The sequence below is a fragment of the Phocaeicola sp. GP0067 genome, assembly GCF_031119655.1.
Lineage (GTDB): Bacteria > Bacteroidota > Bacteroidia > Bacteroidales > Bacteroidaceae > Phocaeicola > Phocaeicola vulgatus.
In genome coordinates this window covers 1-14,439 of the sequence record NZ_JAVHZY010000022.1, presented here as the reverse complement: position 1 = coordinate 14,439, position 14,439 = coordinate 1, and the positions used below count along the sequence as shown (strand labels likewise).

General features: G+C 43.4%; 9 protein-coding genes. 1 reads left to right on the top strand and 8 read right to left on the bottom strand.

The annotated features are described in order from the left end of the window. The first annotated feature begins 326 nt into the window (after positions 1-326). Positions 327-1,889 (top strand): Gfo/Idh/MocA family protein, encoded by a 1,563-nt coding sequence (locus RE317_RS15400; protein WP_117889625.1) that lies wholly within the window; start codon positions 327-329, stop codon positions 1,887-1,889. Positions 1,890-2,256: 367 nt separating this feature from the next. Here RE317_RS15400 and RE317_RS15395 read toward each other — a convergent pair whose 3' ends face one another. From RE317_RS15395 to RE317_RS15360, 8 genes are all read right to left on the bottom strand, one after another. Beyond that, positions 2,257-2,985 (bottom strand): nitroreductase family protein, encoded by a 729-nt coding sequence (locus RE317_RS15395; protein WP_005848864.1) that lies wholly within the window; start codon positions 2,983-2,985, stop codon positions 2,257-2,259. A 21-nt stretch (positions 2,986-3,006) separates the two neighbouring features. After that, positions 3,007-3,702, bottom strand: coding sequence for a type 1 glutamine amidotransferase domain-containing protein (locus tag RE317_RS15390; protein WP_008667973.1), 696 nt, complete (start codon positions 3,700-3,702; stop codon positions 3,007-3,009). A gap of 140 nt (positions 3,703-3,842) precedes the next feature. Then, positions 3,843-5,012, bottom strand: a complete 1,170-nt coding sequence (locus RE317_RS15385) for a TolC family protein (protein ID WP_005940860.1) — start codon at positions 5,010-5,012, stop codon at positions 3,843-3,845. A gap of 10 nt (positions 5,013-5,022) precedes the next feature. Further along, a complete protein-coding gene (locus RE317_RS15380; protein WP_008667961.1) occupies positions 5,023-8,106 on the bottom strand; it encodes an efflux RND transporter permease subunit in 3,084 nt (1,027 codons plus the stop codon). Between the two features lie 11 nt (positions 8,107-8,117). Then, positions 8,118-9,377, bottom strand: a complete 1,260-nt coding sequence (locus tag RE317_RS15375) for an efflux RND transporter periplasmic adaptor subunit (RefSeq protein ID WP_005842605.1) — start codon at positions 9,375-9,377, stop codon at positions 8,118-8,120. 94 nt (positions 9,378-9,471) lie between these two features. Beyond that, positions 9,472-9,975, bottom strand: a complete 504-nt coding sequence (locus tag RE317_RS15370) for a DUF6769 family protein (RefSeq protein WP_005848874.1) — start codon at positions 9,973-9,975, stop codon at positions 9,472-9,474. A 29-nt stretch (positions 9,976-10,004) separates the two neighbouring features. Then, complete coding sequence (locus RE317_RS15365) at positions 10,005-12,041, bottom strand: M13 family metallopeptidase (protein WP_008782371.1); 2,037 nt, start codon at positions 12,039-12,041, stop codon at positions 10,005-10,007. 25 nt (positions 12,042-12,066) lie between these two features. Then, positions 12,067-14,010 (bottom strand): ABC-F family ATP-binding cassette domain-containing protein, encoded by a 1,944-nt coding sequence (locus RE317_RS15360; protein ID WP_008667957.1) that lies wholly within the window; start codon positions 14,008-14,010, stop codon positions 12,067-12,069. Positions 14,011-14,439: the final 429 nt, after the last annotated feature.

Genomic DNA, 14,439 nt, shown 5'->3' with positions numbered 1-14,439 from the left:
CTTATTAAACGATCTTTTGAACTAAATTATTTCCTTTCCCTGATCGTTTTCGATCAACAAACCTTGATTATTTTTAGATTTTCACTCATACCTTCACAACTTCTGTCTTGATTCCACTTTTTCCCTTCTTTCATATTATTTATTAACTCACCTTTTTCTTAGAAAAAAGAGGACGAACTTATATCCATAATCAAAAAAGATTAATTATCTTTGAGCGCAAAAATAAAAAATATTCTTATTATTAACATGAAATATAATTAAGTTTCAAGTGGTTGACTCAAGAAACAACCTATATTTTTAAATTTTAATCTTTAAATTCAAAAAGTATGAGAACCTTTAAATCATTGATGATAAGCTTATGTATGGGTACAACCCTATGCATGTGCTTACCACAAACCACGACAGCACAAACCGTAAGTTCAGGAGATTCCTGGACATGGGACAAAGGAACCATTGTGATTGATACTCCTGAACGTCCGACCGGCCAGAAAAGCGTATTAGGCTTAACCACCCCTAAAATGGAGGTAGTCCGCGTAGGATTTGTCGGATTGGGAATGCGAGGCCCCGGAGCCGTAGAGCGCTTCACTTATATTCCCGGTACACAAATTGTAGCCCTTTGTGATTATGAAGCATCCCGTGCAGAAAAATGTCAGGATATCCTAAAGAAAGCATCTATGCCGAAAGCTGCCATTTATTCCGGAGAAAAGGGATATGAAGAATTATGTAAACGTACAGACATAGATTTAGTTTATATCGCCGCAGACTGGTTGCATCATTTCCCGGTAGCAAAATGCGCATTGGAAAACGGTAAAAATGTAGCTATTGAAGTTCCCTCGGCCATTAACCTGCAAGAATGCTGGGACTTAATCAACCTGAGTGAAAAAACCCGCAAGCATTGCATGATTCTTGAGAACTGTTGCTATGACTGGTTTGAAATGAATACACTGAATATGGCACAACAAGGTGTATTTGGCGAAGTAATCCGTGCCCAAGGAGCCTACATTCACAATTTAAGCCCGTTCTGGGATCATTATTGGAAAAACGGCAAAGAAGACAAACTGGGATGGCGTTTGGATTATAACATGAAACACCGGGGTGATGTATATGCCACTCACGGCCTAGGTCCTGTAGCACAAGCATTGGATATCCATCGTGGTGACCGTATAACCACTTTAGTAGCTATGGACACCAAATCTGTTGTTGGTAAAGATTTAGTGGAGAAGAGAACCGGCGAAGAATGTAAAGAATTCCGTAACGGAGACCATACCACCACCCTGCTTCGCACAGCAAATGGAAAAGTTATTGAAATCCAACATAATGTAATGACTCCCCAACCTTACAACCGCCTGTACCAACTGACAGGAAGCAAAGGGTTTGCCAATAAATATCCCGTTGAAGGATATGCTTTGGATGCAGCACAACTGACCGCATCGGGTGTGCAACCCAAAGTAGACGATTTGAACTCTCACGGATTCTTACCTCAGGCAGAAATGGAAGCACTTGTTGAGAAATACCAGCATCCTATTTTAAAGAAATATGGTGAAATGGCAAAAGAAGTCGGCGGCCATGGCGGTATGGACTTCATCATGGACAGCCGTCTGGTATATTGCCTGCAAAACGGACTGCCTTTGGACATGGATGTATATGACCTGGCCGAATGGTGCTGTTTGGCCGAACTGGGAGCTATCTCTATGGATAACGGCTGTGCGGCAGTAGCCTTCCCGGACTTCACACGAGGTGAATGGAACGTGACCAAAGGTTACAAACATGCATACGCTTCACCCGAAGACGAAAACGCAAGCATGGAAAAAGCAAAGGCTTTCACCGCGAAACTGAAAGAGCAGGGAGCTAAAGAATGGGCGAAAGAAGCTAAGAAGAAAAAGAAATAAACAGGAATAAACAAGAAAAAATGTGCCGGAAGTCACTCTGTCATAAAAGGCAGCCCAATTCTTCAGGCACATTTTTTATGCCGTCCGAACAACAACCGTTTCCGGATTTTATCGAGAATCAAAAAAAGGATGTAACCGGCATTCTTATAATTTCCGGCCAAAGCACTTCGACAGTGTCAAATTCAATCCGACACGCCATTTTGTCAAAGAAGTATACAGAAAGGGTGAAAAGGAACTGGAACACGCAGACCCCACATACGGTTTCAAGACGTCTTCTTCCAAGCACACTCAGGAAGAGCGATTCGGCATGCTGATGGAATATCTAAGGGAATACACCTTCATCACCCGCCAGGAATACCCTGTTCTCTTATATCCTATGATAGATTTCATCGAAAGGAACCCTGCCCCGTTCTCCCCAAATGCCTTTGTTCCCATCCCGTATGCCGCAAGGTATAACCATATTGATGCCTGCCCCATGGGGCAGCTTCAATAGTTTCTTCATCCGCCTGCTGTCAAAACCTTCCAGCGGACAAGTGTCATAGCCTTCGTTTGCCATGGCAATCATAAAGGTTTGGGCAGCAAGGGCACAGGATTTATTTACCGTCACACGCATATCGCATTCCGAAACTTCCAGCATCATAGGGCGGAACAGGCTGATGGTTCTCGCCAATATCACCCTGAAAAGCCCTAGAAGCCCGAAAAACCTTGCATAAATGAAAGGCATCAGTTTACCATAATACAGCTTCCTGTCCCTAATACGTTTTTCCTGACGCTCTTTCGGACTATTGCGCCTGATATTTCCTTCTTCAAAGTCAAGCACAAATTTAGCACGCTTTTTATACAAATCCTGACGAGTAACAAAAACAACAATTTCCGAAGCCGTAGAAGCAGCCGACTGCCCTAAACAAGCTTCTGAAACTTTCGCCATCAGTCCGGGATTCGTTATTTGATAAAATTCCCACAATTGCATATTGGAACTATTGGGAGCCAGCGTAGCCAGTTCAAGACAATGTTTCACCTTTTCCGGGTCTATCGGTTTATTTTTATCATACCTCCGCACAGACCGGCGGAAGTTCAATACCTCTTCTAAATTCATTTCCTAATCAAATTAATAACTTTATTTCTTACTGAAACATTGCAGGATGACTTCTGCCATTTTCTTGGAACTGAACGGATTCTCTCCGGTGAACAGATTACCGTCAATAACGACTTTTGAAGTCATCGGAATCAATGCTTTCTCGTAGCGGGCACCTCTGTCTTTCAGTTCGGTTTCCAAATCGAAAGGCACGACCCTTTCCTTTCTTGCCAGAATTTCTTCAGCCCGGCTGAATCCTGTAAGCTTCTTATCTTTAACCAGATATTCGCCGGAAGCCAACGTCACATTCAACAATCCACAAACACCGTGACAAATGGCTGCCACCTTCTTTTCATTTTCATATTGCTTTTTTAAGATGGCTTGCAGGACAATATTATCCGGAAAATCATACATGGAACCATGTCCTCCCGCCAAATAAACGCAATCAAACTGAAATTCGGAGACTTCATCCAAACTTTTAGTATGCTGCAATACATTCTTAAATATGGAATCTTCCCAACAGGTTTTAGTTATCTCATCCATGAGTAAGGGATTCAAACTCTCCGGATCGATAGGAGTATCGCCTCCTTTGGGACTGGCAACGGTAATTTCTATTCCTTGCTTTTTGGCGCCGTGATAAATATGGGTGAGTTCGCTCAGCCATAATCCGGTTCTTAAATTCTTATTCACAAATTCGCCTTCTCCGGTTACTATTGCCAGTAATTTCAAGTTATCCATATTTATAGTTTTAGGGGTCATGCCTATATAACATAACCCCTATCCTATTGTATTCCAAACAGACAAATCATTAATATTATTTGGATTATTTCTTCATCCTTATAATAATCAAATGACAGATTTTACCGAGTCCTAACATTTTATAGGTTATTCTTGTAAATATTCGCCATCACCTTCTGGTATTGATTCTCAATCTGCATATACGCCTGAAGATTCTTATAAATACTTTCCGTTTCCACAAAATATTCAATCAATGAAATTTGTCCTTCGGTCAATGCCTGTTTCAATAAATCCAGCGAACGGTACATCAAAGGGACATCATACGCATTCATGGCATCCTTCAACTGCTGCATCTCATTGAAAAGAGACATCAGGGAAGCCTCGACCCGGTCTTTAGCACTTTCTTGCATAAGCTGAGCGCTGATAGCCTGTGCCTTGGCTATCTTTACCTTTTTACGATTCTGAAACAAAGGCAAGGAGCCCCCTACCACAAAACCATTCATCGAAACCGCATCATCCGTGTTACGGCGAAAGCCGGCTTCCAGCTTCGGCAACCATCCTTGGCGGTCTACCGAAACCTGCTTCTCGGCGGCACGGGCAGTAGCGGCGGCGGCCTGCAAGTCAAGGTCTGACGCCATCACTTCATCCCTCATAACATTGTAATCATTGATTTCCTGTATGGCAGGATACGTGGTTTCAGCAAACTCCAAAGGCATGTTACCGTTCATGGCAAGCAGAGACTGCAAGGCAGTGCGGTGAGCTGCGCTGTTTTGGGCAACTTCCGTCTGCACGTTCATACGCTCCATCTTGATTTTGTTGACTTCCAGTATATTCGCATCACCGGTAGTCAGACGTTTTTCATAAAGTGCCTGTAATTCATCTGCATTTTTCATACGGATATCCATCAATGTCTTTTCCTGATTCAACAGAATAAGGTCCAGACAGAGATTCTTCGCATTCAGCAGAATATCCCGGCGGGCAGCCTGTTGTTGCTTGTCCACCGCTTCGTTCTGCAAAGTAGCCTGCCGGTTGCGGGCAATATACTGAGTAGGAAAATCAAAACCTTGCGAAGCAACGAATTCCGTACCGTGACCACCTTCGGCACCATTACTGTAAAAAGAGCTGTAACTCACCGTAGGATCAGGCAAGTTGTTGTTTGTCCGGTTTTCCATCTTGGTCGCATCGGCGGCATGTTTCTGTGCCTTGAGCTCTTTATTGTTCTGCTCGATGCTTTTCAAAATGTGCTCAATACTCTGGGCCTGCATCAGCAAGGGAGAGCAGAGGGCTATTATAACTAAGATTCGTTTCATATTATTTCTATTATTTCTTCTTTCGGTTCATCAGTTCATAAACAATCGGAATAATGAAAGCGTTCAGGAAAGTCGATGTCAAAAGACCTCCAAGAATAACTTTCGCCATCGGGCTTTGTATTTCATTACCCGGCAAATCGCCACGGAATGCCAAAGGTATCAAAGCCAGCGCGGAAGACAACGCAGTCATCAGGATAGGGTTCAAACGGTCTAACGAACCGTGGAGAATGCTTTCTTTCAACTCCATACCTTCTTCGCGCAACATATTGTAATGACTTATCAACAACATACCATTACGGGTAGCAATGCCAAACAACGAGATAAAGCCGATAATAGCCGGAATGCTTATCTCACCCGTTGTTATCATCAATGCAAATACCCCACCAATCAACGCCAAAGGCAAATTCAACAAAATGACTCCACTTTGGGCTGCATTCTTAAACTGGGTATAAAGCAACAGGAAGATAACCACGATACTCATAAACGAAGTGAGCATCAGCGTACGGCTGGCCGCCTGCTCGCTTTCAAACTGACCGCCATATTCCACATGATATCCTTCGGGAAGCTTGATTTGCGCATCAATCCGTTCCTGTATATCATTCACCACGCTGCGCAAATCACGACCGCTGGTATTGGCCGAAATCACAATCTTACGCTTCACGTTCTCACGGCTGATGGTATTCGGTCCCATGGCAGAAACCACATCGGCTACATAGTTGACAGGGATTTTCTGACCGTCACCGGTATCAATCATCAGGTTGCGCACCTTCTCCATCTCATCACGCACCTCATCCTTGGTACGGACAATAAGATTAAACGCTTTGCCTTCTTCATATACCTGTGAAACGACTTCACCCGCCATGTTCACTGATACAAACTCGGCAAACTCCGGTAAAGAAATACCGAATTTGGCAAGCATCTCGCGTTTGGGAACAATCTTGAGCTGCGGACGTTCGATTTGTTGTTCCACATTCAAGTCGGCAATACCCTCCACACTGCTGATGGCATCCTTTATCTGATTACCGATGGCAAACATCTTGTTCAAATCATTACCAAACAGTTTGATGGCAATGTTGGCCTTGGTACCCGAAAGCATGGCATCGATACGGTGGCTGATAGGTTGGCCTATTTCGATATTCGCACCGGTAATGGTAGATAACTTGGCACGCACATCGGCTACCAGTTCCTGGCGGGAACGGTCTTTCAATTCAAACGGGGCCTCAATTTCACTCACGTTAACCCCTAATGCATGCTCATCCAGTTCGGCACGTCCCGTTTTACGGGCTACAGTCTGTATTTCGGGAATAGACATCAGCAACTCTTCTGCACGGTGTCCCATTTTATCCGATTCTGCCAAAGAAATTCCCGGCAATGAACTGATATTAATGGTGAACGAACCTTCATTGAAAGATGGCAGGAAACTGCGTCCTAATGTAAAAAACATAACCAATGCCACCGCAAACAGTCCACCCGTAAAACCCAATACTGCGGATTTATGATTCAAGGACCATAACAAGGCATTGCGGTAATGCTTTTTCATCCATACGGCCACAAATGCCTCTTTGGGCAATCCTTTGCCTTTATTATTACCTAACAGATAGCTGCACAGTACCGGAGTCAGTGTCAAAGCCACTACCGTAGAAGCAAACAACGCCACAATAAAGGCAATGCCCAACGGAACCAGCATACGCCCTTCCATTCCTGTCAGGAAAAACAAAGGAACAAAGCTGACTACAATAATCAAGGTAGAGTTCAAGATAGGCATACGCACTTCCTTCGAAGCATTGAACACGACTTCAATCACGCTCTTACGTTCCCCTTCGGGCAACAAGCGATTCTCACGCAAGTGCTTCCATACATTTTCCACATCCACAATGGCATCATCCACCAACGAACCAATGGCAATGGCCATACCACCCAAACTCATGGTATTGATGGTGAGTCCCATATAGTGAAGAGTCAATATAGAAACAATCAATGACAACGGAAGGGTTACCAATGAAATAACCGTGGTACGTACATTGGCAAGGAACAGGAAGAGAACAATCACCACAAAAACAGCACCTTCATACAACGAATCCTTCACATTGCCGATAGAGCTTTCAATAAAACGGCTCTGACGGAAAATATCTGTAGAAACGTGTACATCAGCCGGAAGATTCTTCTGCAAATCCTTCAATGCGGCTTCCAACTGCTCTGTCAGTTCAATAGTCCCGGTCTTGGGTTGTTTGGTAACGGTCAGCAGTACGGCAGGTTTTCCTCTCTCCGAAGCAGTACCCAGTTTGGGTTCCTGCGAACCAATCTTCACATCGGCAATATCCTCCAATGTAACGGGCACCCCTTCCACCGTCTTGATGACGGAACGTGACAACTGAGCCACATCATGGCTGGAAAGCACCCCGCGAACAATATATTCGTTTCCATATTCATAAATCACTCCGCCATTGGCATTCTGATTCATGTTACGGGTAACGTTCATCACCTCTGCCAACGTAACATTGTAATGTTTCATGCGGGCAGGGTCAAGCAACACCTGATATTCCTTGATATCACCTCCCAGCACGGCAACCTGTGCCACACCTCCCGTAGAGAGCAGGCGCGGACGGATAGTCCAGTCTGCCAGTGTACGGAGATCGAGCATGGAAGTAGTATCCGAAGTCAGACCGATAATCAGCAACTCACCTAAAATAGAAGACTGAGGTCCCATGGTAGGTTTACCTACATTCTCGGGCAGCTCCTCGCTGACCAAGGACAATTTCTCACTGACAATCTGACGGGCCAGATAGATATCGGTATCCCATTCAAATTCCACCCACACAACGGAAAAGCCATTGGTGGAAGATGAACGCACCCGGCGCACATGGGTCGCACCGTTCACGGCAGTTTCTACAGGAAAGGTTACCAATTGTTCCACCTCTTCGGCTGCCATACCATTCGCTTCGGTCATAATCACTACAGTCGGCGCATTCAAATCGGGGAACACATCGACTTCCGTATGAAAAGCCGTGTAAGTACCGCCGATAAGCAGCAAAACCGACGCCACCAGAACCAATATACGGTTCTGAAGGGAAAAATGTATAATCTTATTTAGCATAGGACGGCTGATTAATGTTCATGACTATGAGCCGGAATCGCATTGCTGGCCGACGCTAATTTCACCTGATAAGCTCCCTTTGTTACCACACGGTCACCGGCTTTCAAACCGGTCAGAATCTGCACTTTCTTTCCGTTGCTCGCTCCCAAAGTTACCTCCTGTTTCTTATATCCTTCCTCATCCAGTTGCAGATAAACAAAGTACAAACCTTGTTCTTCGGTCAGTGCCGTAACAGGCAAGGCCAGCACATCGGGCATTTCCGACGAGAGCAGATACACCTCCACATACGAACCGGGAATCACATCTCCCCGATTATCAAATTCGAAAGTTACAGGCACATAAAAAGAAGTACCACCGGATGCTTTACCATAAGAAAGCAGACGCCCTTTCAACTCACCCAGCTCATATACCTTATTATCGTATGGAGTCTTGAAGTTTGCCGACTGGATGCTATGCAGATAACCATAATATTTCTCGGAAACATCTGCACGAAGGAACAGACGACGGTTCTGAGTGATACTCACCAAAGGCTGGCCTACCGACACATAGTCACCTTCCTGCACCAGACAATTCTTGATATAACCACCTAAAGGAGCTGTGACGGACACACCTGTCTTGGTCTGGTTCTTTGAAATAGCCTCGTATGCCAATAATGCATTTTCATAACTCTCCTTAATGGCATTGAAATCTTTCTGCGATATTATCTGACTTTTTACCAACTTGGCGGCACGTTCATATTCTTTTTTGGCGGTTTCATATGCGATACGGGTACGTTTTACAGGGTCTCCGTCCGGCATATTCTCAGCAGAGATATTCAGAATGGGAGCCCCCTTGCTCACACTCATACCGTCCGTTACCGGATGGCGGAAAGAAACCACACCGGCTACATTGGCGACTACTACGCTTTCATCGCCTTGTGCTGCCTGCACCTGACCGCTGGTCGTTATCACCTGACGGAATGATTCAGGCCGGATTATTTCCGATTCTACCCCGGCTGCTTTCGCTTTTTCTGGAGCCAGAATTATCTCATCGGAATGTCCGGCTGCAGAAGCTTCCGCTTCATGATTATGCCCTTCGTGACCTTCATTCTCATGGTCGTGGTTTTCTTTTTCATGGTCATGCCCTTCGTGATTATGGTCATGCCCTTCGTGGTCGTGATTATGTGCTTCCTCCGTTCCATGATCGTGTCCTTCGTGATCATGACCCGATTTACTGTTGCAAGAGCCTAAGAGGAACAAGCCCAAGACTCCCATAAAGATAAGTTTCTTCATGATGATATTATTTGTTCTTACTTTTTATTAAATGCAAAATTAGTGTAAAGAAAATGCAACAAAGTTGCGGATAAAAAGATAAACTTTCTATCTGTTAAGCAAGAACATCGCAAGGAGGAGCACGCAACCCCTTTACGTGGGGAAGACACGTAGAATGCAGTTTTTCTAAATAGTAATTATAAGGTAATGTGTTGTGTTCTGTCAACCGCAATGAAAGCGCCAATACATCCGTCACCGTATATAACAGCAAACAAAACGAATAATCAGGAGAAACACTGTCTTGGGCCCGATCCGGAGTTACACTTTTAAACTTGGTCACACATCCGGCATTACATGTATGATTCTCATCAGAACTATTATTATGCTGCTGATGCTGCACGGAACATTGACAGCCGCACAAAGTCATATCATGCTGCAAACAAAGAATTTCCCGGTGATGATGATGAGGCAGAACAGATGCTGTCAACATGATAATGCTGACCAACATCAATACCCATGCTATGTATCGTCTCCGTTTCATCGGGCACAAAAATAGGTGTTTATCATGTAAATTCCAAAAAGAAAGCATGGTAAATGCCGAATTCTCAGCAATTACCATGCTTTCTTATTATCTTTTACATACAAAGCTTACCAAATAGAAACACGTTTTTCAGGAGCCAAATACATAGGATCCCCCTCTTTAATGCCAAAAGCATCATACCATGCACCTATTTGAGGGAGTGCTCCGTTCACACGCCATCTGCCCAATGAATGTGGATCAGACTTGGTTTGCAAACGAATCTGCTCGTCGCGGATATTGCCAGCCCACACTCCGGCGTATGACAAGAAGAAGCGCTGTTCCGGAGTAAATCCGTCTTTTACCGGCAGGGGAGCATCTTTTGTCGCATTCTTGAACGCCTGGAAAGAAACCTGCAAACCACCATGATCGGCTATATTCTCACCTAAAGTCAAAGAACCGTTGGCATTGAGTCCCGGCAAAACCTGGATGCTATCAAAGAAATTCACCATTACCTGAGCACGTTCTTCAAAACGTTTGGCATCTTCGGCTGTCCACCAATCTTTCAAATTACCATCCTTATCAAACTGACGTCCCTGATCATCGAATCCATGAGTCATTTCATGACCGATAACCACGCCAATAGCTCCATAATTAAATGCATCATCAGCATTCATATCAAAAAACGGATATTGAAGAATACCCGCCGGAAAACAAATCTCATTCGTGGTCGGATTATAATATGCATTGACAGTCTGCGGAGTCATTCCCCATTCATCTCTGTCAACCGGCTTTCCTGCCTTGGATAACATATAATCCAGTTCGAATTCTGTAGCACGCTTCACATTGGCCCAATAAGAATCTTTTTCAATATTCAAACCGGTATAATCCCTCCACTTATCAGGATAGCCTACCTTTACATAAAAAGAATTCAACTTCTCAATAGCTTTAATCTTTGTGCTGTCACCCATCCATTCCAAATTCCGAATACGTTCTCCCAATGCGGTCTGCAGATTCTTTACCAACTGCACCATACGTTCTTTTGCGGCTGCCGGAAAATATTTCTCCACATACATCTGACCTACCGCTTCACCCAGTACTCCATTTACAGTACTTACAGCACGCTTCCAACGAGGTTGGTTAGCCTGTTTGCCGGATAGTGTTTTTCCATAAAAATCAAAATTTTGTGCCACCAAATCATCACTCAAGTAACCGGCAGCCCTGTCTATCAGACTCCATTGCATATAAGCGATCTGATTTTCAACCGGCAAGCTATTGATAATTTTCTCAACCTCTTTAATCGGCTCCACTTGAGAAACACTCAGTTCAGTCACCCCTTTCACGCCTATACCATTCAAGAAAGCATCCCAGTCAATGCCCGGAATCTCTTTCTTTAATTCATCCAAAGACATTTTATGATAATTGGCCGCAGGGTTACGCTGTTCCACCGCACTAAAAGAAGCTTTTGCAATACGGGTTTCGATATCCATTACAGCCTCCATTTTCTTTTTAGCGGCAGCCTCATCAAAACCAGCCAATTGGAACATCTTTACAATATGTTCCTTATACTTATTACGGATATTGACAGTCACATCATCATTGTCCAGATAATATTCTTTTTCACCCAGACTGATACCCCCTTGATACAATTGAAACAAATTGCTCTTACTGTCCATGATATCGGCACCCACATAGAAACTGAAATAAGGGAATACACCGCTATGAGCCAGTTCCGCCATCAAAGGAACTATTTCCGATTTATCCTTCACTGAAGCAATCTTTTCCAAATCAGCTTGAATAGGAGTTACTCCATCCGCATTCAGTTTCACACTATCCATAGCCAAATTATAGATATCCCCTATTTTCTGACCTATTGTACCTTGCGCATTCTGCCCGGCAGCAATTTCCACAATCAATCCTTTCAGTTGTTCCCGATTATTTTCAGCAAGCATATCGAATGAGCCAAAACGGGAATATTCATTGGTCAGAGGGTGTTTCTTCATCCATCCGCCACAAGCATACTGATAAAAATCAGCTCCTTGAACAGCCGTAGTGTCCAAATTTGTCAAGTCTATACCCGAAGTCATGACGGCTTCCTTTTTACTGTCGCATCCGGCAGCTACTGCCAGAGCCAATACAGCCATTGGTAAATAATGTTTTGCTTTCATTTGTTCTATATATATGATACATACTTTAACTTCCCTGCATCTCTTCTAATTCCATAGAAACGGTCTCCCATTCTTCTACCGTCTGATCCAAGTCCTTTTTCAGTTTCTGATGCTTTTCATACAAAGCCATATCCGATGCACCTTCGGGAGTAGCCATATCAGCTTCCACCTCGCCAATCTCAGTTTCCAGCTTTTCTATTTTCTGTTCACAATCCGCAACTCGTTTCTCCAATTTGCGAATTTTCTTATTCAATTCCTTTTGCGCCTCATAAGATAATTTGTTCTCACTAACCGTTTCGGGTTCTTCCTTTTTAGTGGCAGACACAGTAGGAGAAGCCGAAAGCTGCAACTCATTCAGACTCTCTATTTTCTTTTTCTGTAAAAAATCATAAATGCCGCCAATGTGTTCTTTTACTACTCCACCTCCGAATTCATAAACTTTGGTCACCAGTCCATCCAAGAACTCACGGTCATGAGAAACAACAATCACCGTTCCATCAAATTCCTTGATAGCTTCTTTCAATACATCCTTTGAGCGCATATCCAGATGGTTGGTAGGTTCGTCCAAAATAAGGAAATTCACCGGTTCTAACAAAAGTTTTATCATGGCAAGACGACTCCGCTCCCCACCCGACAGTACCTTTACTTTTTTATCAGAAGCCTCACCTCCAAACATGAATGCTCCCAGAATATCACGAATCTTCAAACGAATATCCCCTTTTGCCACATAATCAATCGTATCAAAGACACTCAGATTTTCATCCAACATCTGAGCCTGATTCTGAGCAAAATAACCAATCTGTACGTTGTGCCCGATGGTCAGTTTACCTTCGTATGGGATTTCGTCCATTATACATTTCACCAAAGTGGACTTACCTTCCCCATTCTTTCCGACAAAAGCCACCTTCTCACCTCGATTAATAGTCAAAGTCACATCGTGAAAAACGATATGACTGCCATATGCTTTCTTCACCCCGTCACAAATGACCGGATAATTGCCGGAACGCATGGCAGGCGGAAACTTCAACCGCAAGGCTGAATTATCTTCATCATCAATTTCAATAGGAACTATTTTTTCCAATTGCTTGATACGGCTCTGCACCTGTACAGCCTTGGTAGCCTTATAACGGAAACGCTCTATGAAATCTTCCGTATCCTGAATTTGCTTCTGCTGGTTCTCGTATGCACGCAATTGCTGCTCACGACGTTCTTTGCGCAATACCACAAACTCATCGTAAGCCACTTTATAATCATAGATATGCCCGCAAGATATTTCAATCGTACGATTGGTCACATTATTAATAAATGCACGGTCGTGGCTCACCAATACAACGGCTCCCGCACTTGTCTTCAAAAAGTTTTCCAACCATTGAATGCTTTCTATATCCAGATGATTGGTAGGCTCGTCCAACAGCAACACATCGGGCCGTCGCAACAGCAACTTGGCCAACTCTATACGCATACGCCATCCACCACTGAACTCAGATGTAGGACGGTTAAAATCCTCCCGGCTAAATCCCAACCCCATCAATGTACGTTCTATCTCAGCTGTATAATTGGTACCTCCCATCATCAAAAAGCGTTCATTGTCATGGGTGAATTTCTCAATCAGTTTATGATAGTTTTCTGAATCATAATCTGTTCTATCCGCCAACTCCTGATTCATTCTCTCAATACTAGCCTGCAAGTCAAAGATATGTTCAAAAGCCATCTCCGCCTCTTCCATCACAGTATGTTTATCACTCAGAATCATGACTTGAGGCAGATAGCCTATCGTCACATCACGCGGAACAGAAACACTACCTGAAGTAGGCGCCTGTATTCCTGCCAATATCTTAAGCATAGTAGACTTACCGGCCCCATTCTTCCCGACCAGCGCAATACGATCTCTCTTATTGATAACGTATGACACATCCTCAAACAGAGGCGTTACTCCAAACTCTACTTTCAAATTATCTACTGAAACCATTCGTTTTTATCCTTTTGCAAAAGTGGCAACAAATATACGGTTTTATATGTAAAAAAGACAAAATACAAGTAAATAAAAAAAGTCCTCATCCTTAACAAATAGGACAAAAGTATTAAAACGTGTTAGAAAACATATTTTTTTAGTTGTTTTATTTGCAAAATCCACTAAAACACGTACCTTTGCAACGTGTTTTTCATAGTATTAGATTTAAGGTTAACAAAGGTTGGAGCAAGGCGTTGCTCCTTTTTTTATGTCTACATTTTCCTCATACTTAAATATTGACTTAGCTCAACCAAGCAAAATTTATCTGTAATACAAAAAATGAAGGTGTGTCAAAAATTGTACACCTTCTTTTTTTACGCACAAAGCCCCGACTTTCACAAGCTGGGGCTTTGTTATTACCTAAAGATTTTGTATCTTTAGGCATAA